The sequence below is a fragment of the Pseudorhizobium tarimense genome, assembly GCF_022968135.1.
Taxonomy (GTDB): Bacteria; Pseudomonadota; Alphaproteobacteria; order Rhizobiales; family Rhizobiaceae; genus Neorhizobium; species Neorhizobium tarimense.
Map to the genome: position 1 here is coordinate 164,031 of NZ_JALJRA010000006.1, position 25,156 is coordinate 189,186.

Here is a 25,156-nt window from a genome sequence, read left to right on the forward strand (position 1 = left end):
CGAGATGGCCTATGTGGAAGCCGGCGACGTGCAGCGCGGCCGGCGCCCTCGCTCAGTCAACCACGGAAATAGAGACAAGTCCTCCGGGGTGAAGTTGATCCAGCCCGCCGGCAAGTACTGCGATCGTGCCCGCATCAAGGCTAGCCCGATGAGCGGCGGTGTCGATGCGGCGGGCTAGGCCCGAGGTGATGGTGTAGCCGGCGCGGCCGGCCTCGCGCGCAATCATCGCCGCAACCTTCGCGCGCTGATGGAGGCATTGCGCGAGCCGACGATGCCGAACCAAGGGGAGGCGGCGGTCGCCGAATATACTTTGACGGCGAGAAGCGGGAGGCGCGCCTTCGATCTGTCTCAGGGCCGGCGGATAGTCCGCGTCCCCGATGCCGACGACCCGCGTGCGCAGACGTTGAGCAACTCCAGCTCACGTTCGGCATCCTCTTTGGAAGCGATGCGGATCGTGCAGGACGCGCCGCCTCGGCTAAAAAGCTCAGGCAGCAGGTCGAGCGCCGCTTCTGCAGAGCCGGAATGGTTGATGAGATCGCGGAAGGTGGCGGGGCCAACATTGTCGCTGCGGATGAGGCGAAGCCAGGCAACCCTTTGCCTGTCGGTGAGCGCACTCCCGTTTGGTCTTGCGCCGCCCTCAGGCATTGCTATCCCTTTTGGCCGATCTTGCCTTCAGTCCCTGCCAGCAGCCGTCTGATATTGGTTTCGTGCCGCCACCAGGAGACCGCCGTCATGATCGCCATGACAAGGGCGATCTTTTCTTCGCCCATTACCCACAAAGCGACCGGAATCACAAGCGTCGCCACCAGGGCCGACAGCGAGGAATACTTGCTGACGAAGGCAACCGTCAGCCACACGGCGGCGAAAACGAGAACCCAAAGCGGTGCGACGCCGAGAAGCGTGCCGACATAGGTGGCGACGCCCTTGCCGCCCTTGAAGCCGATCCACACCGGAAACAGATGACCGAGAAAGGCTGCCAAGCCCGCCAGAAGGCCGGCTTCAGGCCCTGCGATATATGTACCCGCAACAGCCGCGGCCGTCGCCTTCAGCGCGTCGAGAAGAAGTGTAGCGGCTGCAAGCTTCTTGTTACCCGTCCGCAAGACATTGGTTGCGCCGATATTGCCGGATCCGATCGAGCGGATATCACCCAGCCCGGCTGCCCGCGTCAGGATAAGCCCGAAGGGGATGGAGCCCAGCAGGTAACCGAGCACGATAGCCGCAACGGCGACGCCGCCACCGATCTGCCAGTTCATCAGGTCGTTCACCGGCTCGTTCTCCTCAGAGCGAATGGACGCAGGCGCCGCCGACATAGGTCGCCACAGCGCGACCGGAGAAGCGAGCGTCTTCGAAGGGTGTATTCTTGGAGCGCGACAGGAGCATGTCCTTGGCAACCAACCAGGGCTCGTCGAGATCGATGAGCGTGATGTCGGCCTTCGCGCCCGGCTTCAAGGTGCCGGCGTCCAACCCGAAGATCTGCGCCGGTCGAGTCGACATGGCATCGATGAGGCGCATCAATGGAACCTGTCCGGAGTGGTGCAGGCGAAGCGCCGCAGCCAGCATCGTTTCAAGACCCACAGCGCCATCCGCCGCATCGGCGAAGGGCAGGCGCTTCGTATCGACGTCCTGCGGATCATGGGAGGAGACGATGATGTCGATCGTCCCGTCGGCAAGCGCCTCGACCATAGCAACGCGGTCGCCCTCCGTCCGAAGTGGAGGCGAGAGTTTGAAGAAGGTCCGGTATTCGCCGATGTCGTTCTCGTTGAGAGACAGGTGGTTGATCGAGATGGCACAAGTAACGTTGGCGCCGCGCTTGCGCGCTACCCGCATGGCTTCCGCCGATTCCGGCACCGATATCTTGGCCGCGTGATATTTGGCCCCTGTGAGGCCGGCCATCCGCAGGTCGCGCTCGAGCGGGATGATCTCGGCTTCCTTCGGCACCCCGGCAAGCCCGAGCCAGCTTGCGAACAGGCCTTCGTTCATAACGCCGTTGCCGATGTATTTTTCACGCGGCTCGAGCGCGATCACGGCGCCGAATTCCCGTGCATAGGTCATCGCCCGCCGCAGGACCAGGGTATCGGACAGTCCGCGCCGGCCATTGGTGAAGGCGACGGCGCCCGCTTGCTGCAGGAGGCCAATCTCCGTCATCTCCTTGCCGGCAAGCCCCTTGGTCACGGCAGCAGCGGGATAAACGTTGACGGAAGCCTTGTCGCGGGCCGTCTTCTTGACGAACTCCACGAGCGCGATGTCGTCGAGCACCGGATCGGTATCCGGCATCATGATAAATGAGGTGACGCCGCCGGCGGCCGCAGCACGGCTTGCCGACTCGATTGTCTCGCGGTGCTCGGCGCCGGGTTCGCCGACGAACACACGTGCATCCACCAGACCAGGAACCGCCAGAAGTCCGCGACAATCACGGATCCCCGCACCTTCCGGCGCGCCCTGATTGCGGGCGTCGGCGCCGGCGGCGAGAATTCGGCCATTCTCGCCGACGATGATAGTGCCGACTTCGTCGAGATTGCGGGACGGGTCGATGATGCGGGCGTTGTTGAGGACGAGGGACCGTGTCATGCCCGTGGCCCCTGGTTTTGCGACAGAAGCAGCGTCTCCATCACGGCCATGCGCACGGCGACCCCCATTTCAACCTGTTGCTCGATTACGCTCTGCGGTCCGTCGGCAACTTCGGAAGCGATTTCGACACCGCGGTTCATCGGACCCGGATGCATGACCAGCGCATCCTCCTTGGCCGTCCTCAACTTTTCGGCATCAAGGCCGTAGAAGTGGAAGTATTCGCGGATCGAGGGGACGAAGGAGCCGGACATGCGCTCCCGCTGCAGGCGCAGCATCATCACCACGTCGGCATCCTTCAGACCCTCTTCCATCGAGTGGAACACTTCCGCTCCCATCTGCGCGATGCCGGAGGGGAGGAGAGTTGCCGGCGCGATGACGCGCACGCGCGCGCCCATGGCATTCAGCAGCAGGATGTTGGAACGCGCAACCCGCGAATGCAGCACGTCGCCGCAGATGGCAACGATGATGCGCGACAGCTTGCCTTTCGCGCGGCGGATCGTCAGCGCATCCAGAAGCGCTTGTGTCGGATGTTCATGTTGCCCGTCGCCGGCATTGACGACGGAGCAGGCGACCTTCTGAGCAAGCAATGCCGCAGCGCCGGCCGAGGAATGCCGCAGCACCAGCACGTCCGGGTGCATGGCATTCAGCGTCATCGCCGTATCAATCAGCGTCTCGCCCTTCTTCACCGAAGAGTTGCCGACAGACATGTTCATGACGTCGGCGCCCAAGCGCTTGCCGGCGAGTTCAAAGGAGGATTGCGTCCGGGTCGAGGCTTCGAAGAAGAGGTTGATCTGTGTCAGCCCCCGCAGCGTCGAGGTCTTCTTTTCCCGCTGGCGGCTGATCTGAACCGCCTCGTCGGCCTTGTCCAAAAGATACGTAATGTCCTGTTCGGTGAGTCCCTTGATGCCGAGGAGATGGCGGTGAGGGAAGAAGACCATGGGGCGTCTCCGCTTGCGTTCGGGCGTCTATAATGACTGGCTGTGAAACCGGCAAGCGAAGGGGCGGGAAAAGTCCGCTCATCCTCATGCATTTTTCAGAGAAACGGGCTAGAAGCCAAGCATGACACAGAATAGCCGGACAGAACAAAAGCTTGCAGAGCTGAACCAGCCCCACCCCTGGTCCGGCATCAACGCCTACAGATCGGATCCCTTGATCGTCGACCTCACCGCAGGCCTGCACCGCAGCCTGCGCGAGGAATTCGATTCGATCGGCCACTACTCCACCTCGCCGGAGGCGCAGGAACTGGCGCGGATGGCGAATGAAAGCCCGCCGAAGCTGCGCACCCACGGGCCGCGCGGAGAGCGGCTGGATGTCGTGGAGTTCCATCCGGCCTGGCACGCGCTGATGCGTCGCTCGATGTCCATCGGCCTGCATTCGTCCGTATGGGAAGGTATCCCCGAGGCCAAGGGCAGTGAACACAAGGCCCGCGCCACCCGCTTCTACCTGACGGCGCAGCTGGAGTGCGGTCACCTCTGCCCGCTTACCATGACGAGCGCATCCGTTGCCGCCCTGATGGCCTCCCCACGGGTGCAGAAGGAGTGGGCACCGAAGATCCTGTCGCGAAAGTACGATTCGTCCAATCGGCCGGCGCTGCAGAAGAGCGCCATCACGCTCGGCATGGGGATGACCGAAAAGCAGGGCGGCACGGACGTGAGGGCCAACCGCTCGACGGCAGAGCGGGTGGGCGAGGGCATCTATCGCCTGTCAGGCCACAAGTGGTTCATGTCGGCGCCGATGAGCGATGCCTTCATCATGCTGGCGAAGACAAACGAAGGAATCGGCTGCTTCCTGGTGCCGCGTCTCCTGGAGGATGGCTCGGCCAATGGCCTTCAGTTCCAGCGCCTGAAGGACAAGCTCGGCAACCGCTCCAATGCCTCGTCGGAAGTCGAATTCACCGATGCCTTCGGCTATCTGCTGGGCGAGCCCGGTGCCGGCATCCGCACCATTCTGGACATGGTGACCTTGACGCGGCTCGATTGTGCGCTGGCCTCCGCCGGCATCATGCGGGCTTCGCTCGCCGAGGCGGTCCATCACTGCCGCGGCCGCAGCGTTTTCGGGAAGAACCTCATCGACCAGCCGCTGATGACGCGGGTTCTGGCGGACATGGCGCTTGACGTTGCAGCGGCCACCGCGCTTGCCTTCCGTCTGGCGGACGCATTTGATCGGGCTGCCGCAAATCCCGCGGACGCAGCTTACGCCCGCGTGATGACGCCGGTGATCAAATACTGGAACTGCAAGATCGCGCCGTCGCTGATCTACGAAGCGATGGAGTGCCTTGGCGGCAACGGCTATGTCGAGGAACGGCCGGTGGCGCGGCATTATCGCGAAGCTCCGGTCAACGCCATCTGGGAAGGTTCCGGCAACGTGATGGCGCTTGATGTCCTGCGGGTTTTGTCGCGCGGCAAGGATCTGTTCGACATGGTGCTTGCCGGCTTTGAGCGTGATCTCGGCGCATCCGGGCGCAAGACGATCGAGGTGCTGCGGGCTGCGATGGCGCTCTGCGAAACGGACGAGGGCGCAGCGCGTCTCCTGGTGGAGCAGTTGGCGCTGGCAGCGGGTGCTGCGGAGCTTGCACGCCTGGGCGCGGGCAAAATTGCCGATGCATTCCTGGAGACGCGGCTCGCTGGTGGCTGGCGCTCCACTTACGGCATGCTCGATGCACGCTTCGATGCAAGCTACATCGTTGACCTACTCTATCCTGCCGCGAGCTGATCGGCGGCCATCAGGACGAGCGGAACCGTCAGGAACGAGATGACCGTCTGCACGGTGGCTGTCGCCGCATAGAGTTCGGCATCGCCACCCATCTTCTTGGCGAGGATATAGCCGTTCATGGCCGTGGGGACGCTGGCGCTCAAGGCAAGCAACGCAATCGCCGGCCCGGTGACACCGGCAAGCAGTGCGCAGGCGACCATCAGCATCGGGAAGAACGCGAGCTTCAGTGCCGACGACAGGAGCACCAGCGGATGCGGCTTCAGGGCATCCGAGACCCGCAGCCCAGCGCCGACCGCGATCAGCCCGAGGCTGAGCGCTGCCCTCGCGACGAGATCGACCGTCGTCATCAGCGGGGCGTAGATGGGCACCCCGATCTGGTTGACCGCGACCCCGAGCATGCTGCTGATGATGAGCGGGTTGGTCACGATCCGCAGCAGGAAAGCCCGGTAGGTCGTCCTGCTGCCGGAGAACCACAAGAGAACGCTGACATTGATAAGGTTGATCGGAACGATGATCACCGCCATCACCAGCGCCACCACCGTCAATCCAAATTCACCGTAGATCTTTTGCGCGATCGCAAGCGCGATGAACGCGTTCCATCGCGTCGCCGTCTGGAAGACGGAGCTGAAGGCGGAAGGGGCAACACCCAGCCGCTTGAACGGCACCCAGAGCGCCAGCACGAGCGCGCACATCAGCAGCACGGCGATGACGGCTGTGAAGCCAAGCGTGCCGATCTCCATGCTGGAGAAATCGGCCGTTGCCAGCGTGTGAAAAAGCAGAGCGGGAAACAACACATAGTACCCGCACTGTTCGAGCCCTTCCCAAAAAGTCCCGTTGATGAGCGGGCTGCGCTTCAGCGCCACGCCAAGCAGGACGAGAAGGAAGATCGGCAGGATACTCTCGAAGATGATCAGCATGAAAAGCCAGTCTGGGAAGGGGCGAAAGGGGTGAGCGAGGCTTAGCGGCATGCCGGAGCTGGCGCAATGCCTGCCAATTCTGTGAATGGCTAAGCGTGGCGCATTGTGCCGCGTCGTCTTGCGGCTTATCGGCGATGAAGCCGTTGGAGTACCGTCTATGCTTGCAGTCGAGGAAGCTTTCGCCCCGTCCGTGCCGGAGAAGCGCGTCAAGAACCGCGCCCAGACCGAATCCGCCATTCTCAACGCGGCGCGGGATCTGCTGGCGGAGGAGGGGTTCCAGCACTTCGGCATCAACGCCATTGCCCGGCGGGCAGGCTGCGACAAGCAATTGATCTACCGCTATTACGGCGGCCTGGACGGCCTTCTCGATGCCATCGGCGCCGATCTCGGCGATTGGGTGAAGGACCGCATTCCGGAAGACACGGGCGGCATGTTCCTGCTCACCTATGGCGACCTGATGGAACGCCTGGCGCTTCTCTACATGGACGCGCTGCGTCACGATCCGCTCGTCTGCAAAATCATCGCCTGGGAAGTCTCGAAGGATACGCCGCAGGTGAGACGGCTGGCCGAGGCGCGGTCGCGGGCATTGGCGAAGTGGCTCGATCGCATGCGTGGCAGTCTATCGGCGCCCAAGGGCGTCGATGCGCCAACGGTCAACGGCATCCTCTTTGCTGCAATCCAGCACCTCGTCATCTCCTCCGTCGCAACAGGCGAGTTTGCTGGCCTTCCGCTCCGCAGCGAGAAGGACTGGGACAAGGTGACGTCTTCCGTGCGCCGCCTCGTGCGCGGCATCTACGGCTAGGATTCGGCTGAAGGCCGCCACCTTATCCACAGTTGAGGGCGCCGCGTTAACCATACGTGACGGATTGCGTTGCGCGCTGGGAAGCGTCCCCTAAGTTAAGGTTAATCGAATGTTAACCATGGACGGATCGAGCCGTTGCGGCAGGGAACGACAAGTTCGGAATGGGCATCGCTAAGCATCATGACGATGCTTTTCGCGGTGCTGGCGCTGGATATTGCCGTACCTGCGTTCGTGCTGAGCCTGATGGCTCTGCTGAGGTGGTTGGCGTCGGTGGAGTTTCACCTTGTTCAGCCGGGAAGGAGGACCGCATGAAGTGGTTCCTGATTCTGTGGGCCGGACCGATCCTGCTGCTCGGCAGCTGGTACGGACTGTCCTACAACGACATGAGTTTCGGCATCTTCATGCTGACCCGGCAGGCCCACGACCTGGTTTTCCAGGTCTATAGCCAAGTGCTCGGCATCCCCGCAGAGGACATCCCGCCGCTGGTTGCCCGCGCCATCGTCGTCGACAGCTTCGTTGTCTTTGCCATCATCGGCTTTCGTCGCCGCAAGAAGATCGCGGCCTGGTGGCGTGATCGTCAGGCCTCGTCAGAGGCTCTTGCCAGCGAGGAGAGCCTGTCGAGAGCGCCCTGAAGGATGAAGCTTGCCGCCGCCGAATCAATCCGTTCGGCGCGCTTGGCGCGTGAGACGTCCATCTCAAGGAGCGCACGCTCTGCCGCAACGGTAGACAAACGCTCGTCCCAGAAGACGAAGGGCAGCTCCGTCTTGTCGCTCATCGAGCGGACGAAGGCACGTGTCGCCTGAACACGCGGGCCGGCCGATCCGTCCATATTCATCGGCAGCCCGATGATGAAGGCGGCGACCTTCTCCTTCTCGGCGAAGGCGAGCAGAACTTCGGCGTCCTTGGTGAACTTCGTGCGCTTGAGCACCGGGCGAGGGGAGGCGAAACGACGCCCCAGATCCGACATGGCGATGCCGATCGTCTTGGTGCCGAGGTCGAGGCCGGCAATCGCATGGCCTCTCTCCAGTGCTCCGGCCAGTTCCTCGATTGTCAGCACTGTCATCCGTTTGGCATCCCCTGCGTAGAAATAGTTGTGCCGCCGCTTCCATTCAGTGGCAGCCGGAATATGTGTTTAACACTCTCAACTATTTCCGCATCACCTATCGAGGGAGACTTTCATGAAGATCACCTGGCTCGGCCATTCCGCGTTCCGCATCGAGACCGCTAAGGCCAAGATCCTGCTCGACCCCTTCTTTACCGGTAATCCCGGCTTCTCGGGCCTCGACGCCAAGGACGCCGTTGAGGGGATCAGTCACATTCTACTCACCCACGGCCATGGCGACCATGTCGGCGATACGATCTCTCTTGCCAATGAAACCGGCGCCGTCGTGCTGGCCAACGCGGACCTCGCCACATGGCTCGGCAAGAAGGGAGTGGCGAAGACGGACATGGGCAACACCGGCGGCACCGTCTCGTTCGAAGGCTTCACCGTCACCTTCACGCAGGCCCAGCATTCCTCCGCGCAGATCACCGAGGACGGCGTGTCCCATGCGCTCGGCAATGCCAACGGCCTCATGCTGCATTTCGGCGACGAGCCGTCCGTCCTGCACATGGGCGATACCGACATCTTCACCGACATGGGACTGATCAACGAGCTGCACCAACCGGATATCGGGCTCGTGCCGATCGGCGACCGCTTCACCATGGGCGGCGCCGTTGCAGCCCTTGCCTGCCAGCGTTTCTTCGATTTCAAGCACGCCATCCCGTGCCACTACGGTTCCTTCCCGATCATCGACCAGACGGCGGATAAGTTCGTGAAGGGGATGGAGGGTACGCGGACGCGCGTCGAGGCTCCCACGCCCGGCACGACGCTCAGCTTCTGATTGGCCGCTCCCCAAGCTGTGCGAGGTGTTGCGAACGGCGGACGTGGACATTATAGCGGTAGGAAATTCTTGCCCGGAGTAATGCCATGTCCGTCGATCTCGCCACCGTCAAGCGCGTCGCGCGCCTCGCCCGCATCGCCGTCAGCGAGGACGAGGCTGAACGGATGGTGGGTGAGCTGAACGGCATCCTCGGCTTCGTCGAGCAGCTCGGCGAGGTCGATGTGACCGGCGTCGAGCCGATGACTTCGGTGACGCCGATGGTCATGCGCAAGCGTACCGACGAAGTGACCGACGGCAGCAAGGCCGATGATATCGTTGCCAACGCACCGGCGACAGACCGCAATTTCTTCCTCGTGCCGAAGGTCGTTGAATAGCATCAGCTCCGCTGCTGCCGCCCGACCATTCCACACATCCGCTGAGCGACTAATAACATGACCGAACTCACCAGCCTCACCATTGCCGAAGCACGCGAGAAGCTGAAGGCCAAGGATATCACGGCCGTCGAGCTGACGCAGGCCTATGTCGACGCGATCCAAGCGGCCAACGAGGCGCTGAATGCCTATATCGCCGTCACGCCTGAAAAGGCGCTGGAGATGGCGAAGGCGTCGGACGAACGTATCGGTGGCGGCAAGGCCGGTGCGCTCGAAGGCATCCCGCTCGGGATCAAGGATCTCTTCGGCACACGCGACGTCCACACCCAAGCCTGCTCGCACATTCTCGACGGCTTCCAGCCGAAGTACGAGTCGACCGTTACCCAAAACCTCTGGGACGACGGCGCCGTGATGCTCGGCAAGCTCAACATGGACGAATTCGCCATGGGGTCGTCCAACGAGACCTCCTACTACGGGCCGGTGATCAACCCCTGGCGGGCGGAAGGCTCTAATCAGCAACTGGTGCCCGGCGGCTCGTCCGGCGGTTCTGCCGCTGCCGTTGCCGCGCATCTCTGCGCTGGCGCTACGGCAACCGACACCGGCGGCTCCATCCGCCAGCCGGCAGCCTTCACCGGCACCGTCGGCATCAAGCCCACCTATGGCCGCTGCTCGCGCTGGGGCGTCGTCGCCTTCGCATCCTCCCTAGACCAGGCGGGCCCGATTGCGCGCGACGTGCGCGATGCGGCCATCCTCCTGAAGTCGATGGCGAGCGTCGATGCCAAGGACACCACCTCCGTCGATTTGCCGGTTCCGGATTACGAAGTTTCGCTCGGCCAGTCGGTGAAGGGCATGAAGATCGGCATTCCGAAGGAGTATCGCGTCGAGGGCATGCCGGAGGAGATCGAAAAGCTCTGGAGTCAAGGTGTCGCCTGGCTGAAGGATGCCGGTGCCGAGATCGTCGACATCACCCTGCCACACACGAAGTACGCCTTGCCGGCCTATTATATCGTCGCCCCGGCAGAAGCCTCGTCCAACCTCGCCCGCTATGACGGCGTCCGCTACGGCCTGCGCGTCGACGGCAAGGACATCGTCGACATGTACGAGAAGACACGTGCTGCCGGCTTCGGGGATGAGGTTAAGCGTCGCATCATGATCGGCACCTATGTGCTCTCGGCTGGCTACTACGACGCGTATTACCTGCAGGCGCAGAAGGTTCGCACGCTAATCAAGCGTGACTTCGAGACGGTCTTCGATGCCGGCGTCGATGCAATCCTGACGCCCGCTACCCCATCCTCCGCCTTCGGCGTCGCCGACGAGGATCTCGCAGCCGATCCGGTCAAGATGTACCTCAACGACATCTTCACCGTCACGGTGAACATGGCAGGCCTCCCGGGCATCGCCGTTCCCGCCGGCCTCGACCACAAGGGCCTGCCGCTCGGCCTGCAGCTGATCGGCAAGCCGTTCGAGGAAGAAACGCTCTTCAAGACCGCCCACATCATCGAACAGGCCGCCGGCCGCTTTACGCCGAAGAAGTGGTGGTAGGCGAGTTCACAATCCGGAAAATGACTGTCGCCGATCACACTGTGGTCGGCGATGTCGGTTTCGCGGCCTGGAAATCGAGCAACGCGTTCGAGGATGTCTATCTCGAACCTCAGGTGATCGAGCGAGTGCGGCGAGCGTTTTCGGTCTTTGCTGCTGAGACGACGAGCGATGTCCACATTGCCGAGCGCGAGGGCAGGGTGATCGGCTGGGCCGCACGAGATGGAGCGCCGGATTGCATCTCTGATCTGTGGGTGGATCCAGCCCATCAGCGCAGGGGAGTCGGGCGCACACTCATTCTGCACCTTCTCGACATCATCGCTGACGAGGGCCATCCACTCGCCCGCATCCAAACCCACGCTAGCAACGCCGCAGCCGTAAGTCTCTACGAGCGCTGCGGTTTCACCATCGTCTGGCAAGGCAAGGAGTTCTCCAAGAGTATGGGCGTGGAACTGGAGAAGGTGCATCTGGAGAAGCTTCCGGGATGAATATGGCGCCCGAGGGCGCCATATTCATCATCGGTTATCTCGCTCCGCCCGCACCAGAACGAGCCCGCGCTCGGTGATGCGGTACGGCCGCCCACCGATGGAACGGATCGCCTTCTTCTGCTTCAGCTTGCGGAAGGTGATGAGGTCGAGCCCGCTGAAGACCCAGCCTTCACGGGTGAAGAGCTGGAGCTTCTCGATCTTGCGGTTGTCATCGCGGATGAGTTCGATCCTGCCGCCCAGGGCGAGCAGGTGGAGAATGCGCTGTTCGGCGCGGGATATGTCCATTGCCGGGAATCCTGCAAATCGCTCGGAATGCGAGCGCACAAAAACGTTGCCGGTGTCGCAAGGGCATCGGCGGCTCGTTCTTGTCGGGCCAAGCGGGCTGATGAAGCGCGCTGACCCTTTACCGGGACTCGGACTGGTTAGACATCGAAACTCCAACAGGACAACCTATTGCTAAACCCGTTCCAAATGGCCGTCAATGCGATGCGAAGGGGGGCAACGGCAGTGCTCTTGGCAAAATCCCAGACTCAGTGGTCTACTGCCGAGAGACAGGGGCGGCCATGGCGACCATTCGCAGCGCGCGGGAAAACGAGACCGAGACGTTGAGGGAGATAGGCCTGAGGGCGTGGGAAAAAGCCATGCTCAATGTCGGCGAGATGGCCGGCATCCGGGATAATGCTCGCATGGCCTTCGACACGTTCACGCGCCAGGCCTGGTTGACGATCACCGTCATCGAGCAGGGCGGCATTTTGGCTGGTTGGGCGGCGCGAGAGGCGCTCGATGAACTGATCAGCGACTTCTGGATCGATCCGCCATTCCAGCACCAGGGGCTTGGCAGTGCGCTGCTGTCGGCAGTCGAGGCGGACATCGTACGTCAGGGATTCGACAGCGCACGCATCGAGACCCATGCCCGTAACGACGAGGCGGTCAGCTTCTTCGAAAAGCACGGCTACCGCATCCACTGGCTGTCCGCCGCCTATTCGCCAAAGCTCGATCGCGAGATTCAGTCCGTCGGACTGACGAAGGTTCTGGTGGAGGATGAGGTCGAAACCTACGGCCCTGGCCTTTAGCCTCCGCGGCACTTCTGCTTGCACCACCGCCCCATTTGCTCTACCTCACGGACAACCCCAACAAGACGATTTCAAGAGCATTCCATGACCATTGTCGATGTCCGCACGCCCGATCCGAAACGTCTCATCCCCGGCGCCACCGGCGATTGGGAGGTGATCATCGGCATGGAGGTGCATGCTCAGGTCCTGTCGAATTCCAAGCTCTTTTCCGGCGCTTCCACGGAGTTCGGCAAGGATCCCAATGCCAACGTCTCGCTCGTCGACGCCGCCATGCCCGGCATGCTTCCCGTCATCAACGAGGAATGCGTCAAGCAGGCGGTGCGCACCGGGCTCGGTCTGAAGGCGAAGATCAACAACCGCTCCGTCTTCGACCGCAAGAACTATTTTTACCCGGATCTTCCGCAGGGCTATCAGATCTCGCAATTCAAGGATCCGATTGTCGGCGAGGGCAAGATCGTCATCTCGCTCGGCCCGGATCGCCAAGGTCAGTTCGAGGATGTCGAGATCGGCATCGAGCGCCTTCACCTGGAGCAGGATGCCGGTAAGTCGATGCACGACCAGCATCCCACCATGTCCTTCGTCGACCTCAACCGGTCGGGCGTGGCCTTGATGGAGATCGTGTCCAAGCCGGACATGCGCTCTTCGGACGAGGCTAAGGCGTACATGACGAAGCTGCGCTCGATCGTTCGCTATCTTGGCACCTGCGACGGCAACATGGACGAAGGCTCGATGCGCGCCGACGTGAACGTCTCCGTGCGCCGCCCGGGAGAGGCTTTCGGCACGCGCTGCGAGATCAAGAACGTCAACTCCATCCGCTTCATTGGTCAGGCGATCGAATACGAGGCCCGTCGCCAGATCGGCATCCTGGAGGACGGCGGCTCAATCGATCAGGAAACCCGTCTCTTCGACCCGAACAAAGGCGAGACCCGATCGATGCGGTCGAAGGAAGAAGCGCATGACTATCGCTACTTCCCCGATCCGGATCTGCTGCCGCTGGAGTTCGACGCTGCCTTCGTCGAGGCCCTGAAGGAGCACCTGCCGGAACTGCCGGACGACAAGAAGGAGCGCTTTGTTCGCGAACTAGGTCTCTCCGTCTACGACGCTTCCGTGCTCGTATCGGAAAAGGCGATTGCCGATTATTTCGAGGCCGTGGCCGCCGGCCGCGACGGCAAGGCGGCTGCCAACTGGGTCATCAACGACCTGCTGGGCGCCTTGAACAAAGCCGGCAAAGCCATTGAAGAGACTCCGGTTTCCCCGGCCCAGCTTGGCGGCATCATCGATCTCATCAAGTCGGAGACGATCTCCGGCAAGATCGCCAAGGACCTCTTCGAAATCGTGTGGAACGAGGGCGGCGATCCCGCTGAAATCGTCGAAGCGCGCGGCATGAAGCAGGTGACAGACACCAGCGCCATCGAAGCAGCAGTCGACGAGATCATCGCCGCCAATCCGGATCAGGTAGCCAAGGCCCAGGCGAAGCCGGCTCTGGCCGGCTGGTTCGTCGGTCAGGTCATGAAGGCGACCGGCGGCAAGGCAAACCCGCAGGCAGTGCAGGCACTGGTGAAGGCGAAGCTGGGCATCGAGGAATAGGCCCGTGGTCTATTTCGTCCGAACCGCTGGAGAGGAGGACGTGGAGAAGATCCGCGCCCTTTTGGCGGAGACGTTCCACGCAACTTACGATCCCTTCTACGGCGCGGAGAAGGTGACGCAGCTGATTGCCGGCTGGCATTCGCCTGCGGCCATCCGCAGCCGAATAGGTAAGAAGGACGGCGAGTTTCTGGTTGCCGACAGCGGCAGGGATATCGGTGGCATCGGCTATGCAGCCATGTATCCCAAGATGGAAAAGACGGTGATGCTGCATCAGCTCTATGTCAGGCCGTCGGTCCAGGGCGAGGGCATCGGTCGGGACATCTTCGCAGAACTTGAGACTTGCTTCCCGGACACGGAGATCATGCGGGTCGAGGTGGCGCTGCAGAACCTTCGCGCCATATCGTTCTATGAACGGCTCGGGTTCACCGAAGTCGATCGCATGGAAGAATGGGGCGGTCCCAATTCCGGTCTGCCGGCGGTGGTGCTCGAGAAGCCGATGCCGCGTTAGTCGTTACTGAACCTCTGGCGGTTCGTATTCCGTCCCCTTATCATCCAGTAGCCGAACGGCGCTGCATTCCGATCAGGTCCGTTCGGCGGGTGCGATCGCAGACGGCATCGGCGGCTGCAAGCTCACCCTCTCGGCTGTCGAAGCCGCAGTGCACCTCGTGCCAGTGCGGACCTTCGCGGCGCGGGACGAAGAGGTCGACGGACCAGCCGGCGGGAAAGCAGGCTGTCGTCTCCAGGCAATCTTCCTGTGTACCTCCGCCATCGATGCACCGCCTCTTGGCACAAGCCAGCGCCTCGCGGATGCTGCCGCCCACACAGACGCCGCTGCTCATCTCGGGAGCCTGCGAGAAGGCGATGGCGTTCTGTGCGCCCGCTGGAGATGACACGCTCCATAACAGGATCCCGCAGAGGATCCATCGGACCGTTCGTTGTCTCATCGAGCAAAATCCTTAGAGTGCCGTTCACTTGAAGCATCCATGGATTCGGTCTCGGAGAAAAGCATGGCGCCAGAAATCACTATACGTCGAGCTCATGAGGAGGATCTTCCTGCTCTCATCGGTTTGTTTGCCGAAGACTCGATCGGCGGCCATGGCGACACCACCGAACCGGATGCTTTTGAGGATTATCTCCGCGCATTCAACGTGATCGACGCCTCTGCAAACGAGCAGCTGTTCGTGGCCGAGCTTCACCGTGACGTTGTCGGCACCTTCCAGATCATGTTCAATCGCACGCTGACCGGGCGCGGCGGGCTGTCCATGATCATCGAGGCGGTTCAGACGAGGGCGGATATGCGCGGGCGGGGGATTGGTGCAATTATGATTGACTACGCCCTGCAGGAGGCCCGCCGGCGCCAATGTCGGTTGGTACAACTGACGTCAAACATGGCCCGCACAGACGCCCATCGCTTCTATGAGCGGCTCGGTTTTTCCAAGAGCCATTTTGGCTTCAAGATGAAGCTGAAATGAGGGTTTGCGCAATTGGGAATCGCTGGACATCGGGTTCGGCAGGTTGCATAACCCCTCAAAGGTCACATCGCGCTCACCGCAGCGTTTGCCAGAGCTGACGAAGAACACATGAAAAAACTCCTGCTTCAGATATTCACCTGGTGGAACGGCCAGACGATCGGCACCCGCTTCTACACCTGGCGCTTCGGCAAGAAGGTCGGTGAAGACGAGTTCGGCAATGTCTATTACGAAGGCCCGCAGACGTCATTCGGCGTGCCGCGCCGCTGGGTGATCTTCAACGGCGTTGCGGAAGCATCGGCGATTCCGCCTGGCTGGCACGGCTGGATGCATCACCGCACCGACGTCGCACCGTCGCAGGAAACATATGTGCTGCGCGAGTGGGAAAAACCCCACAAGCCCAACCTCACCGGCACCCCGGCGGCCTATCGGCCGAAGGGTTCGCTTGCAGGTGCAGGTGAGCGGCCACGCGTCACCGGCGACTACGACGCCTGGACGCCTGGCTCCTGAGCACCTGTTTTGGCCACATTCGGCTTTTAGGCGAGGGATGCGCCGAGGGCGCATTCACACCTTCCGGATCTGACGCAGGATGGGACCGTCGATGAGGATCTTCTCTCGCAAGCTTGCTCTCGGCCTCGCCGTTGCAGCCTTCCCCGCGCTGATGGCGACATCCGTGCCGGCGGCGCGCATCTCCAATCCGGTAGCCGTCTTTGCTGGCATCGATAAGATCACCGGCCGCATCACGACCTTCGACGTATACATCGATGAGACCGTTCAATACGGCGCGCTGCAGGTGACGCCGAAGGTCTGCTACTCCCGCGACGAAACGGAAGCGCAGCGGGTCGATGGTTTCGTAGAAGTCGACGAGATCACCCTGGACCGTAAGATCCGCCGGATCTTTACCGGCTGGATGTTTGCCGACAGCCCCGGCCTCAACGCCGTCGAGCATGCGATCTACGACGTCTGGCTGACCGGCTGCAAGCAGGAGTCGGATGTTCCTCCGCCGCAAGCGACGAACTGACCTAGAACTGCAGGTGCGGCGAGGCGACCGCCTCCTTCAACATTTCCAGATAGTCCTCCTTCGGCACGTCGATGGCGCCGAAGGTCTTCAGATGCTCAGTCGTGAACTGGGTGTCGAGAAGGCTGAAACCCTTGGCCTGTAGCCGCTCGACCAGGTGCACGAGACAGATCTTCGAAGCATTGGTTCTACGGGAAAACATGCTCTCGCCGAAGAAGGCCGAGCCGAGCGATACGCCGTAAAGACCGCCCACCAGTTCGTCTCCCTCCCACGCCTCCACGCTATGCGCATGCCCCATGCGGTGGAGCTCGGAGTAAAGCAGGCGGATGGTGGCGTTGATCCATGTGTTCGCCCGGTCCGCCGCCGGTTCGGCACACAGGTCGATCACACGGTCGAACGCGGTGTTCACTCGTATGTAGAAGGGCTTCTTGCGGATGGCCTTTGCGAGGCTCCTGGAGACATGGAAGTCGTCAAGCGGAAGAACCCCCCGCACCTCCGGTTCGACCCAGAATATCTCCGGATCGTCGGCAGATTCCGCCATCGGAAAGAGACCGATCGAATAGGCGCGCAGCAGAATGTCCGGCGTGATGGTCGGATAATATCTGCCGCGTCGCCCGATCATGCGTCTCCCGTTACTGCTTGTGCCCCGCCAGATAGTTTTCCAGCCAATGGATATCGTAGTCGCCGTTGGCGATATCTTGGTTGGAAACGAGATCCTGGAAAAGAGGCAGCGTGGTCTTGACCCCGTCCACGACAAATTCGTCGAGCACGCGGCGCAGACGCATCATGCATTCCACCCGGGTCCGGCCATGAACGATCAACTTGCCGATCAAGCTGTCGTAATAGGGCGGGATCTTGTATCCGGCATAGGCGCCGGAATCGACGCGCACGCCAAGGCCACCCGGCGCATGGAAATGCGTGATTGTACCGGGCGAGGGGACGAAGGTCCGAGGATCCTCGGCATTGATGCGGCACTCGATGGCGTGGCCGGAGAACACGATCTCCTCCTGCGTCACTGAAAGTCCGGCGCCGGAGGCAACCCGGATCTGTTCGTGCACGAGGTCGATGCCGGTGATCGCTTCGGTGATCGGATGCTCCACCTGCAGGCGGGTGTTCATCTCGATGAAATAGAACTCGCCGTTTTCGTAGAGAAACTCGATTGTACCGGCGCCACGGTACTTCATCTTCTTCATGGCGTCGGCGCAGATCTGGCCGATCTTCATGCGCTGTTCGACGTTAAGGGCAGGGGAGTTTGCCTCTTCCCAGACCTTCTGGTGGCGCCGCTGCAAGGAGCAGTCGCGCTCACCGAGATGAATCGCATTGCCGACGCCGTCACCGACCACCTGGATCTCGATGTGCCGCGGCTTGCCGAGGTATTTTTCCATGTAAACGGCAGCATTGCCGAACGCGGCGGCGGCTTCAGTCCTCGCGGTGTTGAACGCCTCATCCAGGTCGGCTTCGGTCTTTGCGACCTTCATGCCGCGACCGCCGCCGCCGGCAGTGGCCTTGATCAGGACCGGGAAGCCGATCTGCCGCGCCGTCTCCAGCGCGTTCTCTGCCGTCACCTCGCCATCGGAGCCGGGAACGACTGGGATGCCGAGTTCGACCGCCGTCTGCTTGGCGGTGATCTTGTCACCCATCAGGCGGATGTGCTCGGCCGTCGGGCCGATGAAGGTGATCCCGTGGGCGTCCAGGATCTCGGCGAACTTCGCGTTCTCCGAGAGGAAACCGTAGCCGGGATGCACGGCATCGGCCCCGGTGATCTCGCAGGCGGCAACGATCTGGTGGATATTGAGGTAGCTGTCACGCGAGGGCGGCGGTCCGATGCAGACACTTTCATCTGCAAGGCGCACGTGCATGGCATTGGCATCCGCGGTCGAGTGAACGGCAACGGTGGCGATGCCGAGCTCCTTGCAGGCGCGCAGGACGCGAAGCGCAATCTCGCCGCGGTTCGCTATGAGGATCTTCGAAATCATTGAGCGTCCTATTCGATGACGACGAGCGGCTCGCCATATTCGACGGGCTGCCCGTCAGTGACCACGATCTCAACGACCTTGCCCGAACGAGGGGCGGGGATCTGGTTCATGGTCTTCATCGCTTCGATGATGAGAAGCGTCTGGCCTTCCTTGACGGTCGCACCGACTTCCACGAAGTTCCGGGATCCCGGAGCGGGCGCCAGATAGGCGGTGCCGACCATGGGTGCCGTGACTGCATTGCTGTTGTCGCGGGCAGCCGGGGCCGCCGGGGCGGCAGCTGCTGCAGGGCCAGCCGCAGCCGGAGCGGCCATGGGAGCGGCTGCGATGGGAGCCTGGACGTACTGCATTGCAGACGCGCGGGACACGCGAATGCGCAGATCGTCCTGCTCTACCTCAATCTCGGTGAGGTCGGTGTCGTTGAGGATGTTCGCGAGGTCGCGGATCAACCCCTTATCGATACCGTTCTTATTATCAGACATGGCAAACCCTGTTGTTCTGTTTATCTTGTCAGTCAGTGATGCTTTTCAAGGCATGTAGTGCGAGAATGTAGCTCGTCGGCCCAAAGCCGCAGATCACGCCCTTGCACGCCGGCGCGATCATCGAATGATGGCGGAATTCTTCACGCGCGTGCACATTGGAAATATGGACTTCGATGACCGGTACGGTGATCGCCCGAATGGCATCATGAAGCGCAATCGAGGTATGGGTGTAGGCGCCTGCATTGATCGCCACGCCTACAGCAGCTTCACCGGCTTCATGCAACCAGTCGACGAGCGCGCCCTCATGGTTGCTCTGGCGGAAGTCGACGGTGAGGCCGAGCTCACGACCTGCACTCAGACAGTCATTCTCGACGTCCTTCAGCGTCTTGCCGCCATAGATGCCGGGTTCGCGCTTACCCAGCATGTTGAGGTTGGGGCCGTTGAGGACGAAGACCGTCTTGCTCATCTTTGGATCAATGTTCCGTCTGAAGTCAGGGGGCACCTATAGACCGGCAGGCAGGCAAGGAAAAGCCCCCGGCCGTTGAAACGCCGGGCTTTCCCCATGGGCTGTCGCTCGAGGTTAACCTCAGCAGGTGCTCTGTCCGCAGGCGCGGACGTTGGAGACCTTCTCTTCAATGGCCTCCTTGCCGACGGCACCAAACAGCGCTTCGTTGCCGACCACATAGGTTGGGGTGCCGGTCACGCCGAGACTGTTTGCAAGCTGGTAGGCCTGCCGAACGATGCTGTCATTCGGGTTTTCTTCCATTGACTTGCGGACCGCGGCTTCATCGAGACCGAGAGAAGTAGCGACGTCCATGGCGTTCTCTTCGTTCGCCAAGCCGGTACTGCCAAGGAGCGTGCGATGAAATTCCGGATACGTCTCCGGCGCAAGCAGGCGCACTGCATTCGCCACCCGGTGTGCAGCAATCGAATCCGGCCCGAGGATCGGGAACTCCTTCAGCACGAAGCGAACGTTGGGGTCCTTTTCCAGGATGGCTTCCATGTCGGCCAGAGCATGCTTGCAGTAGCCGCAATTGTAGTCGAAGAACTCGACGACGGTGACATCCCCGTCCGGATTGCCAAGCACGATGTCATTCTTGGAATTGAAGATGGCATCATGATTGGCAGCGACCGCCTGCCCGGCGAGCGCAACGCGCTGCTCCTGCTGCTTGGCTTCCAGCGCCGACTGCACTTCCAGCATGATTTCCGGGTTCTCGATGAGGTACTCGCGAATGAAGTCGCCCATCTCCTTCTTCTGCTCCTCGTCGAGGGCCGCAGCAGGCGTCAGCCACAGCGCCGAAATCAGCATGGTGCCCAAAGCGAGTGTCTTGGAGGCGGCAGGCATTTATTGATCCTCGTGGCTCTTGTACAGGCGTCGTCGCACCTGACTAGCGTTGATTTGCGGCGAACCTAAGCCAGCCCGCGGACGATAGAAACAGCCAATTAGCGTGAGGAACAGTTTCTGCCGTCACAACCACGTTTGAATGGCGGCCCGTGCCGCCCAAAAAAATGAGGCCGCAAAACATGCGGCCTCTTGCGACGAATGGTTCGCTCGCCTCAGAAGAAGCCGCGGCGCTGCCACCAGCCCGCCTTTTTCGGCTTCGAAGGCTCATCGTCACCATCACCGTTCTCGCCAGTCGGCTCCGAACTCTTCACCACCGGATCGGAGGAGCTGATGTTGGATGCGCGGTTGGCGCGAGCGGGCTTCGCCTCGGTTTCGTCCGGCTGCTGGTCGGCAGAGGTTGCGTCCTCGCCAAGCGCTGCGTCGACCTGCGGCGCCATAACCGTCTGGGTCACAGGCTCTGCGGCTTGGGCTGCCTCGGCCACCTCTTCGACCGGCTTTACCTCAGTGACAGCGTCCTCGGCGGGCGCAGCGGCTGCCTTGCGGCGCGTCCGGCGCGGCTTAGCGGCAGGGGCAGCCTCCGGTTCCGGCTGTTCCGCCGCTACAGCTTCCACGGCAGGCGCTTCTTCCCCTACCGTCGGTGCAGCATCGCCGTCTGCCGGTTTTGCCTCTTCGCCGGAAGCATCCGACAGCTGAGCCTCGCTCTCGTCGCCAAGCTCCTGGCCGTCTTCCGGACGGTTGCGGCGTCCGCCGCGCTTGCCACGACGGCGGCGCTTGCGGCGACCGCCTTCGCTCTGCTCCTCGTCTGCGTCTACGCCTTCGCGCGCTTCTGTCTCGTCGTCGGCTTCGTCGGCGTCATCGTCGCTGGCCGAGCCGGCGTCGTCGCCGTTCTGGTCGAAGCTGCCGGCCTCGCTGCGGTCACCGTTGCGGTTGCGACGGCGACGGCGACGCTTGCGCTTGCGGCCGTTCTGCTCCTCATTTTGTGCTGGGGCAGCAGGCGCTTCGGCCTTTGCCTCCGCCAGCTCCTCGTCCTCTTCCTCCTCGACGACGATATCGTCGTCCTCGTCTTCATCGACCGGCATCGCGGCGAACTGGATGAGGCTTTCAACCTTGACCGGGTTTTCGACCGGCTCACCGCGATCAATCGCAAAATGGCTGGAGCCGATTCCGCTGTCGGACTCAATGAAGATCGAGACGCCGAAGCGCTTCTCGTAATCCACCACGTTGTGGCGCTTCTGATTCAGCAGATAGAGAGCAGTCTCCGGGGTCGTGCGCACGGTGATGTCGTGCGTCGTATTCTTCAGCAGATATTCCTCGATCCCGCGCAGCGCGTGCAGCGCGATGGACGACTGCGAACGCACATGGCCAGTGCCGCCGCAATGGGTGCAGATCTGCGTCGTCGATTCAAGCACCGAGGCGCGGATGCGCTGGCGCGACATCTCGAGCAGGCCGAAATGCGAGATCCGGCCGACCTGGATACGGGCGCGATCGTTCTTGAGGCAATCCTTCAGCTTCTTCTCGACCGCCCGGTTGTTGCGCTTCTCCTCCATGTCGATGAAGTCGATGACGATCAGGCCGGCGAGGTCGCGCAGACGCAGCTGGCGCGCGACTTCCTCCGCCGCCTCCAGGTTGGTCTGCAGTGCCGTGTCCTCGATCGAATGCTCGCGGGTCGAGCGGCCGGAGTTCACGTCGATCGCAACCAGCGCTTCCGTCTGGTTGATGATCAGGTAGCCGCCGGATTTCAGGGTGACCTGCGGCTGCAGCATGCGGTCGAGCTGCGCTTCGATACCGGAGCGAGCGAAGATCGGGTGCAGGTCGCGATAGGGCTGAACCACCTTGGCGTGGCTCGGCATCAGCATCTTCATGAAGTCTTTCGCTTCGCGATAGCCTTCCTCGCCTGAGACGATGATCTCGGAAATGTCCTTGTTATAGAGGTCACGGATGGAGCGCTTGATCAGCGAACCTTCCTCGTAGACCAGGCAGGGCGCAGTCGACGCCAGAGTGAACGTCCGCACGTTTTCCCAAAGGCGCATCAGGTATTCGAAGTCGCGCTTGATCTCGACCCGCGTCCGATTGGCGCCCGCAGTGCGCAGGATGACGCCCATGCCCTGCGGCACATCGAGCTCGCGGGCGATTTCCTTCAGCCGCTTGCGGTCCTGCGGCTGCGTGATCTTGCGGGAAATGCCGCCGCCACGCGCCGTGTTCGGCATCAGCACCGAATAGCGGCCGGCAAGCGAAAGATAGGTGGTGAGGGCAGCACCCTTGTTGCCGCGCTCTTCCTTGGCAACCTGAACGAGAAGGATCTGGCGCCGCTTGATCACTTCCTGGATGCGGTACTGCTTGCGCGGCTTGCGCACGACGCGATCAGGAACCTCTTCCATGGCATCTTCGGCGCCAACGGATTCGATCTCTTCCTTCTCGCCGTTGTCATCCTCGTCATCATCGTCGTGATTGCGGCGTCCGCGCACATCCTCGGAGATGGAGTCAGTCTCGACCATGGCCGCCATCTCGCCGGGCGTGCCCTTGTCCTCACCCTCGTCGGACGGCCCTGCAGCCGCCTCGCTTGCTTCGGCCTCGACCGCCTTTTTGCGCGAACGGCTGCGGCTCGGCTTGGCCTTCGGCTTCTCCGCCTCCACAGCGGCTTCTTCGCCGGGGCTCGCCTCGGCAGCCTCCGCGCCGGCCTCCGTCTGAGCCTCCACAGGTGCGTCAACAGAGGGCTGTTCAGCCGAGGCCAGATCGACCGGATCCACCGAATCGGCTTCGGCAATCTTCTTCTGCTCTTCCGCCTCGGCCTGCATCAGGGCCTGACGATCGGCGAGCGGGATCTGATAATAGTCGGGATGGATTTCTGCGAAAGCGAGGAAGCCGTGACGATTTCCGCCGTAGTCAACAAACGCAGCCTGCAGCGAGGGCTCAACCCTCGTGACCTTCGCCAGGTAAATGTTTCCGCGTATCTGCTTCTTGTGCTCGGACTCGAAATCGAACTCTTCGATACGATTGCCGCGTACGACGACTACCCGCGTCTCCTCTTCATGAGACGCGTCGATAAGCATTTTGTCTGCCATAGATATTCTGCTCCTCGGCGCAGCCGAGCAGGTGCAAAAAGGCCTGCCGCAAGGACAGGCCCGTCATGCAAGATGGTGATTGCGCCGGAAAAAATGGTTCTCTCGGAACGGCGTTGCGGCGACGACCGGACGGCTGACGGAGATCTTGGCTCCTTCAGGGTATCCAGGTTCTGAAACATTTGCCGCGACATGGAAGTCCAAAAGAGAACGACGATATTATAAGGCCTCGAGGGCCCGGTGAGGTGCTCCGTGCGAGCGTGGGTGGCGCGCCACCCGGTATGAGGCCGGCCAATGCCGGAAGTGATCAATATCAGGAGTAAGATGTACAGACGGCGGATGACCGATCCGGTTTCGGCGCCAGGTTCCAAAAGGCTGGCAGGCCTGCCGGTGGACTATCCCGTCAACACCTTATTCCTCATCCGCCTTGTATGGTTTCTGAGGCATAATAGCAAGGGAAAACCCGTGCGCGCCATATTGTCGATCGAATTAACAGGCTACTGGAAGCCGTTGATTCGTAAGTGCTGGTGCGCGAACGTGTCGGGAATTGCGCGACTGACGAGAATACCCGGGGCGGGCAGGCTGCAATTGGGGGCAGTGAAGGAATGGGTGCTGTGATGGGCCGCAGCGTGTGGTCGGCATGTCTGCGCGAGCGAATCGTGCAGAAGGCTGCGGCGGTTCTGCTCGTGCTGGCGTCGGGACAGCTCGGCTTTGCCGAAGCCGCGGCTCCCAAGCCGCTGCTCGCCTATGCGGCACGAATCGCCGGTGACGAGGCAAGAACCCGCATCGTCATCGACTTTGAGGAAAAGCCCGAGTTCTCCGTTCATTACGTCGCCGCTCCCGAGCGTGTGGTCGTTGACCTTCCCGCCACCGCCTTCGGCTTCAAGCAGGAGGACCTTTCGGCGCGGGGCCTCTTCAAGGACATCCGCTACGGCACGATGGACGAGAGCAGTGCACGCATTGTGCTGACGGCAAAGCGGCCGGTGCAACTGACCCTGGCGGAAGTGCAGGAGTCCGACAGCGGTTATCGGCTGGTGCTGGATGCCGAGATGGCAACGGCCGAGGCGTTCGAAGCCCTCGTGCGCAAGCAGAGCTGGGAGACCGATCAGGAGGGTGATCGCGACACGCCCATTGCGTCTGCCGACGATGGAGAATTCGTTGTCGCGGTCGATGCCGGCCATGGCGGGATCGATGCGGGTGCGACGGGTGTCGAGACCAAGACGCCCGAAAAGGAGATCACACTTTCCTTCGCCAAGGCGGTCGCCGATCGGCTCAATGCCAAACCCGGCATCAGGGCCTACCTGACCCGCGACGACGACACCTTTCTCACCTTGTCGGAGCGGGTGACGCTGGCAAGGCAGGCAAAGGCAGATCTCTTCCTGTCCCTGCACGCCGACACGCTGAGCCAGCGCGACATCCGCGGTGCAACCGTCTACACGCTTTCCGATCGGGCGTCGGACCGCATGGCGGAGAACCTCGCGGCCCGAGAAAACCTTTCCGATGAACTCGCCGGCGTGAGCCTCAAGGACGAGCCGCCTGAGGTCGCCGACATCCTGATGGATCTCACTCGGCGCGAGACACAGGCCTTCTCGATCACGCTTGCCCAGAATGTCCTGGATTCTTTCGAAGGGCAGGTCGGGCTGATCAACAATGCCCATCGTTATGCCGGGTTCCAGGTCCTACGCGCACCTGACATCCCGTCGGTTCTGCTGGAATTGGGCTTCCTCTCCAACCCCGAGGATGAAAAGCTTCTTCTGGATCAGGGATGGCGGGAAAAGGTGAGCGGGCTGCTGGTCGATTCTGTCGAGCGCTACAAGAATCTCGCGGTTGCCAACGGCGGCTGAGTGACGGCAAGGGTGGCGCGCCGGCA

30 protein-coding genes are annotated in these 25,156 nt (G+C 61.9%); 15 read left to right on the forward strand and 15 right to left on the reverse strand.

Annotated features, from left to right (window positions below; translation table 11 throughout):
* Nucleotides 1-52: 52 nt before the first annotated feature.
* Genes MUU54_RS24955 through MUU54_RS08825 form a run of 5 tightly spaced genes read right to left on the reverse strand, consistent with a single transcriptional unit; the run spans nt 53 to nt 3,506 of the window.
* The gene (locus tag MUU54_RS24955) at nt 53-400 is read right to left on the reverse strand and encodes a DNA-processing protein DprA (RefSeq protein ID WP_354532068.1); all 348 of its coding nucleotides are present in this window, start codon (nt 398-400) and stop codon (nt 53-55) included.
* Nucleotides 349-645 (reverse strand): hypothetical protein, encoded by a 297-nt coding sequence (locus MUU54_RS24960; RefSeq protein WP_354532038.1) that lies wholly within the window; start codon nt 643-645, stop codon nt 349-351. The genes MUU54_RS24955 and MUU54_RS24960 overlap by 52 nt, the downstream gene beginning before the upstream one ends.
* Before the next feature lie 2 nt (nt 646-647).
* Nucleotides 648-1,253: a glycerol-3-phosphate 1-O-acyltransferase PlsY gene (plsY, locus tag MUU54_RS08815; protein ID WP_247243787.1), complete on the reverse strand. Its 606-nt coding sequence runs from the start codon at nt 1,251-1,253 to the stop codon at nt 648-650.
* 25 nt (nt 1,254-1,278) lie between these two features.
* Nucleotides 1,279-2,568, reverse strand: a complete 1,290-nt coding sequence (locus tag MUU54_RS08820; RefSeq protein WP_247243657.1) for a dihydroorotase — start codon at nt 2,566-2,568, stop codon at nt 1,279-1,281.
* On the reverse strand, nt 2,565-3,506 hold the full coding sequence (locus MUU54_RS08825) for an aspartate carbamoyltransferase catalytic subunit (protein ID WP_247243658.1): 942 nt from the start codon (nt 3,504-3,506) through the stop codon (nt 2,565-2,567). Before MUU54_RS08825 ends, MUU54_RS08820 begins: the two co-directional genes overlap by 4 nt.
* Before the next feature lie 121 nt (nt 3,507-3,627).
* Here MUU54_RS08825 and MUU54_RS08830 point away from each other — a divergent pair, with 121 nt between their 5' ends.
* Nucleotides 3,628-5,280, forward strand: coding sequence for an acyl-CoA dehydrogenase family protein (locus MUU54_RS08830; RefSeq protein WP_247243659.1), 1,653 nt, complete (start codon nt 3,628-3,630; stop codon nt 5,278-5,280).
* On the opposite strand, the gene MUU54_RS08835 is transcribed toward MUU54_RS08830, so the two are convergent.
* Nucleotides 5,262-6,197: an AEC family transporter gene (locus tag MUU54_RS08835; protein ID WP_247243660.1), complete on the reverse strand. Its 936-nt coding sequence runs from the start codon at nt 6,195-6,197 to the stop codon at nt 5,262-5,264. The two genes, MUU54_RS08830 and MUU54_RS08835, sit on opposite strands and share 19 nt — an antisense overlap.
* Before the next feature lie 157 nt (nt 6,198-6,354).
* Here MUU54_RS08835 and MUU54_RS08840 point away from each other — a divergent pair, with 157 nt between their 5' ends.
* A complete protein-coding gene (locus tag MUU54_RS08840; RefSeq protein WP_247243661.1) occupies nt 6,355-6,999 on the forward strand; it encodes a TetR/AcrR family transcriptional regulator in 645 nt (214 codons plus the stop codon).
* A gap of 308 nt (nt 7,000-7,307) precedes the next feature.
* Nucleotides 7,308-7,631: a DUF6105 family protein gene (locus tag MUU54_RS08845; protein ID WP_247243662.1), complete on the forward strand. Its 324-nt coding sequence runs from the start codon at nt 7,308-7,310 to the stop codon at nt 7,629-7,631.
* On the opposite strand, the gene ruvX is transcribed toward MUU54_RS08845, so the two are convergent.
* On the reverse strand, nt 7,577-8,062 hold the full coding sequence (ruvX, locus tag MUU54_RS08850; RefSeq protein WP_247243663.1) for a Holliday junction resolvase RuvX: 486 nt from the start codon (nt 8,060-8,062) through the stop codon (nt 7,577-7,579). The two genes, MUU54_RS08845 and ruvX, sit on opposite strands and share 55 nt — an antisense overlap.
* A 115-nt stretch (nt 8,063-8,177) precedes the next feature.
* Between ruvX and MUU54_RS08855 the strand changes: the two genes are divergently transcribed.
* The 4 genes from MUU54_RS08855 (at nt 8,178) to MUU54_RS08870 (ending at nt 11,280) form a co-directional block, all read left to right on the forward strand.
* Complete coding sequence (locus MUU54_RS08855) at nt 8,178-8,882, forward strand: metal-dependent hydrolase (RefSeq protein ID WP_247243664.1); 705 nt, start codon at nt 8,178-8,180, stop codon at nt 8,880-8,882.
* Nucleotides 8,883-8,968: 86 nt separating this feature from the next.
* Nucleotides 8,969-9,256, forward strand: a complete 288-nt coding sequence (gene gatC / locus MUU54_RS08860; RefSeq protein ID WP_247243665.1) for an Asp-tRNA(Asn)/Glu-tRNA(Gln) amidotransferase subunit GatC — start codon at nt 8,969-8,971, stop codon at nt 9,254-9,256.
* A 57-nt stretch (nt 9,257-9,313) separates the two neighbouring features.
* Nucleotides 9,314-10,795 (forward strand): Asp-tRNA(Asn)/Glu-tRNA(Gln) amidotransferase subunit GatA, encoded by a 1,482-nt coding sequence (gene gatA, locus MUU54_RS08865; RefSeq protein ID WP_247243666.1) that lies wholly within the window; start codon nt 9,314-9,316, stop codon nt 10,793-10,795.
* Between the two features lie 20 nt (nt 10,796-10,815).
* On the forward strand, nt 10,816-11,280 hold the full coding sequence (locus tag MUU54_RS08870) for a GNAT family N-acetyltransferase (RefSeq protein WP_247243667.1): 465 nt from the start codon (nt 10,816-10,818) through the stop codon (nt 11,278-11,280).
* Nucleotides 11,281-11,307: 27 nt separating this feature from the next.
* Here MUU54_RS08870 and MUU54_RS08875 read toward each other — a convergent pair whose 3' ends face one another.
* The gene (locus MUU54_RS08875) at nt 11,308-11,565 is read right to left on the reverse strand and encodes a YjhX family toxin (RefSeq protein ID WP_247243668.1); all 258 of its coding nucleotides are present in this window, start codon (nt 11,563-11,565) and stop codon (nt 11,308-11,310) included.
* Nucleotides 11,566-11,843: 278 nt separating this feature from the next.
* Here MUU54_RS08875 and MUU54_RS08880 point away from each other — a divergent pair, with 278 nt between their 5' ends.
* The 3 genes from MUU54_RS08880 to MUU54_RS08890 all read left to right on the forward strand — a co-directional run bounded on the left by MUU54_RS08880 (nt 11,844) and on the right by MUU54_RS08890 (nt 14,448).
* The gene (locus MUU54_RS08880; RefSeq protein WP_247243669.1) at nt 11,844-12,353 is read left to right on the forward strand and encodes a GNAT family N-acetyltransferase; all 510 of its coding nucleotides are present in this window, start codon (nt 11,844-11,846) and stop codon (nt 12,351-12,353) included.
* A gap of 84 nt (nt 12,354-12,437) precedes the next feature.
* Nucleotides 12,438-13,940 (forward strand): Asp-tRNA(Asn)/Glu-tRNA(Gln) amidotransferase subunit GatB, encoded by a 1,503-nt coding sequence (gatB, locus tag MUU54_RS08885; RefSeq protein ID WP_247243670.1) that lies wholly within the window; start codon nt 12,438-12,440, stop codon nt 13,938-13,940.
* A gap of 4 nt (nt 13,941-13,944) precedes the next feature.
* Nucleotides 13,945-14,448 carry a GNAT family N-acetyltransferase gene (locus MUU54_RS08890; protein ID WP_247243671.1) on the forward strand — a complete coding sequence of 168 codons (504 nt, stop codon included), beginning with the start codon at nt 13,945-13,947 and terminating at the stop codon, nt 14,446-14,448.
* A gap of 40 nt (nt 14,449-14,488) precedes the next feature.
* Here MUU54_RS08890 and MUU54_RS08895 read toward each other — a convergent pair whose 3' ends face one another.
* Nucleotides 14,489-14,884, reverse strand: coding sequence for a hypothetical protein (locus MUU54_RS08895; protein WP_247243672.1), 396 nt, complete (start codon nt 14,882-14,884; stop codon nt 14,489-14,491).
* 63 nt (nt 14,885-14,947) lie between these two features.
* Here MUU54_RS08895 and MUU54_RS08900 point away from each other — a divergent pair, with 63 nt between their 5' ends.
* The 3 genes from MUU54_RS08900 to MUU54_RS08910 all read left to right on the forward strand — a co-directional run bounded on the left by MUU54_RS08900 (nt 14,948) and on the right by MUU54_RS08910 (nt 16,430).
* A complete protein-coding gene (locus MUU54_RS08900) occupies nt 14,948-15,412 on the forward strand; it encodes a GNAT family N-acetyltransferase (RefSeq protein ID WP_247243673.1) in 465 nt (154 codons plus the stop codon).
* Nucleotides 15,413-15,520: 108 nt separating this feature from the next.
* Nucleotides 15,521-15,919, forward strand: coding sequence for an NADH:ubiquinone oxidoreductase subunit NDUFA12 (locus MUU54_RS08905; RefSeq protein WP_247243674.1), 399 nt, complete (start codon nt 15,521-15,523; stop codon nt 15,917-15,919).
* 91 nt (nt 15,920-16,010) lie between these two features.
* Nucleotides 16,011-16,430: a DUF2155 domain-containing protein gene (locus tag MUU54_RS08910; protein ID WP_247243675.1), complete on the forward strand. Its 420-nt coding sequence runs from the start codon at nt 16,011-16,013 to the stop codon at nt 16,428-16,430.
* Nucleotide 16,431: 1 nt separating this feature from the next.
* Here MUU54_RS08910 and aat read toward each other — a convergent pair whose 3' ends face one another.
* The 6 genes from aat to MUU54_RS08940 form a co-directional block, all read right to left on the reverse strand.
* Nucleotides 16,432-17,049 carry a leucyl/phenylalanyl-tRNA--protein transferase gene (gene aat / locus MUU54_RS08915; protein WP_247243676.1) on the reverse strand — a complete coding sequence of 206 codons (618 nt, stop codon included), beginning with the start codon at nt 17,047-17,049 and terminating at the stop codon, nt 16,432-16,434.
* Between the two features lie 10 nt (nt 17,050-17,059).
* Nucleotides 17,060-18,403 carry an acetyl-CoA carboxylase biotin carboxylase subunit gene (gene accC / locus MUU54_RS08920; protein WP_247243677.1) on the reverse strand — a complete coding sequence of 448 codons (1,344 nt, stop codon included), beginning with the start codon at nt 18,401-18,403 and terminating at the stop codon, nt 17,060-17,062.
* 8 nt (nt 18,404-18,411) lie between these two features.
* Nucleotides 18,412-18,882: an acetyl-CoA carboxylase biotin carboxyl carrier protein gene (accB, locus tag MUU54_RS08925; protein WP_247243678.1), complete on the reverse strand. Its 471-nt coding sequence runs from the start codon at nt 18,880-18,882 to the stop codon at nt 18,412-18,414.
* A 28-nt stretch (nt 18,883-18,910) separates the two neighbouring features.
* Nucleotides 18,911-19,348: a type II 3-dehydroquinate dehydratase gene (gene aroQ, locus MUU54_RS08930; protein WP_247243679.1), complete on the reverse strand. Its 438-nt coding sequence runs from the start codon at nt 19,346-19,348 to the stop codon at nt 18,911-18,913.
* Nucleotides 19,349-19,468: 120 nt separating this feature from the next.
* The gene (locus MUU54_RS08935) at nt 19,469-20,227 is read right to left on the reverse strand and encodes a DsbA family protein (RefSeq protein WP_376742075.1); all 759 of its coding nucleotides are present in this window, start codon (nt 20,225-20,227) and stop codon (nt 19,469-19,471) included.
* Between the two features lie 212 nt (nt 20,228-20,439).
* The gene (locus MUU54_RS08940) at nt 20,440-23,289 is read right to left on the reverse strand and encodes an Rne/Rng family ribonuclease (protein ID WP_247243680.1); all 2,850 of its coding nucleotides are present in this window, start codon (nt 23,287-23,289) and stop codon (nt 20,440-20,442) included.
* A gap of 291 nt (nt 23,290-23,580) precedes the next feature.
* Here MUU54_RS08940 and MUU54_RS08945 point away from each other — a divergent pair, with 291 nt between their 5' ends.
* Together MUU54_RS08945 and MUU54_RS08950 are read left to right on the forward strand one after the other, a co-directional pair.
* Nucleotides 23,581-23,904 (forward strand): hypothetical protein, encoded by a 324-nt coding sequence (locus MUU54_RS08945; RefSeq protein WP_247243681.1) that lies wholly within the window; start codon nt 23,581-23,583, stop codon nt 23,902-23,904.
* Nucleotides 23,904-25,130, forward strand: a complete 1,227-nt coding sequence (locus MUU54_RS08950; protein WP_247243682.1) for an N-acetylmuramoyl-L-alanine amidase — start codon at nt 23,904-23,906, stop codon at nt 25,128-25,130. The genes MUU54_RS08945 and MUU54_RS08950 overlap by 1 nt, the downstream gene beginning before the upstream one ends.
* Nucleotides 25,131-25,156: the final 26 nt, after the last annotated feature.

Excerpts from the sequence above, each read along its gene's own strand:
- gatC (WP_247243665.1), top strand. The coding sequence starts at position 8,969 with ATGTCCGTCGATCTCGCCACCGTCAAGCGCGTCGCGCGCCTCGCCCGC.
- MUU54_RS08875 (WP_247243668.1), bottom strand. The coding sequence starts at position 11,565 with ATGGACATATCCCGCGCCGAACAGCGCATTCTCCACCTGCTCGCCCTG.
- aat (WP_247243676.1), bottom strand. The coding sequence starts at position 17,049 with ATGATCGGGCGACGCGGCAGATATTATCCGACCATCACGCCGGACATT.
- plsY (WP_247243787.1), bottom strand. The coding sequence starts at position 1,253 with ATGAACTGGCAGATCGGTGGCGGCGTCGCCGTTGCGGCTATCGTGCTC.
- MUU54_RS08845 (WP_247243662.1), top strand. The coding sequence starts at position 7,308 with ATGAAGTGGTTCCTGATTCTGTGGGCCGGACCGATCCTGCTGCTCGGC.
- MUU54_RS08910 (WP_247243675.1), top strand. The coding sequence starts at position 16,011 with ATGAGGATCTTCTCTCGCAAGCTTGCTCTCGGCCTCGCCGTTGCAGCC.
- MUU54_RS08950 (WP_247243682.1), top strand. The coding sequence starts at position 23,904 with ATGGGCCGCAGCGTGTGGTCGGCATGTCTGCGCGAGCGAATCGTGCAG.
- MUU54_RS08935 (WP_376742075.1), bottom strand. The coding sequence starts at position 20,227 with ATGCCTGCCGCCTCCAAGACACTCGCTTTGGGCACCATGCTGATTTCG.
- MUU54_RS08880 (WP_247243669.1), top strand. The coding sequence starts at position 11,844 with ATGGCGACCATTCGCAGCGCGCGGGAAAACGAGACCGAGACGTTGAGG.
- MUU54_RS08820 (WP_247243657.1), bottom strand. The coding sequence starts at position 2,568 with ATGACACGGTCCCTCGTCCTCAACAACGCCCGCATCATCGACCCGTCC.
- MUU54_RS08840 (WP_247243661.1), top strand. The coding sequence starts at position 6,355 with ATGCTTGCAGTCGAGGAAGCTTTCGCCCCGTCCGTGCCGGAGAAGCGC.
- MUU54_RS08900 (WP_247243673.1), top strand. The coding sequence starts at position 14,948 with ATGGCGCCAGAAATCACTATACGTCGAGCTCATGAGGAGGATCTTCCT.
- accC (WP_247243677.1), bottom strand. The coding sequence starts at position 18,403 with ATGATTTCGAAGATCCTCATAGCGAACCGCGGCGAGATTGCGCTTCGC.
- MUU54_RS24960 (WP_354532038.1), bottom strand. The coding sequence starts at position 645 with ATGCCTGAGGGCGGCGCAAGACCAAACGGGAGTGCGCTCACCGACAGG.
- MUU54_RS08895 (WP_247243672.1), bottom strand. The coding sequence starts at position 14,884 with ATGAGACAACGAACGGTCCGATGGATCCTCTGCGGGATCCTGTTATGG.
- MUU54_RS08940 (WP_247243680.1), bottom strand. The coding sequence starts at position 23,289 with ATGGCAGACAAAATGCTTATCGACGCGTCTCATGAAGAGGAGACGCGG.
- MUU54_RS08835 (WP_247243660.1), bottom strand. The coding sequence starts at position 6,197 with ATGCTGATCATCTTCGAGAGTATCCTGCCGATCTTCCTTCTCGTCCTG.
- MUU54_RS08945 (WP_247243681.1), top strand. The coding sequence starts at position 23,581 with ATGCCGGAAGTGATCAATATCAGGAGTAAGATGTACAGACGGCGGATG.
- ruvX (WP_247243663.1), bottom strand. The coding sequence starts at position 8,062 with ATGACAGTGCTGACAATCGAGGAACTGGCCGGAGCACTGGAGAGAGGC.
- gatA (WP_247243666.1), top strand. The coding sequence starts at position 9,314 with ATGACCGAACTCACCAGCCTCACCATTGCCGAAGCACGCGAGAAGCTG.
- aroQ (WP_247243679.1), bottom strand. The coding sequence starts at position 19,348 with ATGAGCAAGACGGTCTTCGTCCTCAACGGCCCCAACCTCAACATGCTG.
- MUU54_RS08830 (WP_247243659.1), top strand. The coding sequence starts at position 3,628 with ATGACACAGAATAGCCGGACAGAACAAAAGCTTGCAGAGCTGAACCAG.
- MUU54_RS08825 (WP_247243658.1), bottom strand. The coding sequence starts at position 3,506 with ATGGTCTTCTTCCCTCACCGCCATCTCCTCGGCATCAAGGGACTCACC.
- gatB (WP_247243670.1), top strand. The coding sequence starts at position 12,438 with ATGACCATTGTCGATGTCCGCACGCCCGATCCGAAACGTCTCATCCCC.
- MUU54_RS08870 (WP_247243667.1), top strand. The coding sequence starts at position 10,816 with ATGACTGTCGCCGATCACACTGTGGTCGGCGATGTCGGTTTCGCGGCC.
- accB (WP_247243678.1), bottom strand. The coding sequence starts at position 18,882 with ATGTCTGATAATAAGAACGGTATCGATAAGGGGTTGATCCGCGACCTC.
- MUU54_RS08855 (WP_247243664.1), top strand. The coding sequence starts at position 8,178 with ATGAAGATCACCTGGCTCGGCCATTCCGCGTTCCGCATCGAGACCGCT.
- MUU54_RS08905 (WP_247243674.1), top strand. The coding sequence starts at position 15,521 with ATGAAAAAACTCCTGCTTCAGATATTCACCTGGTGGAACGGCCAGACG.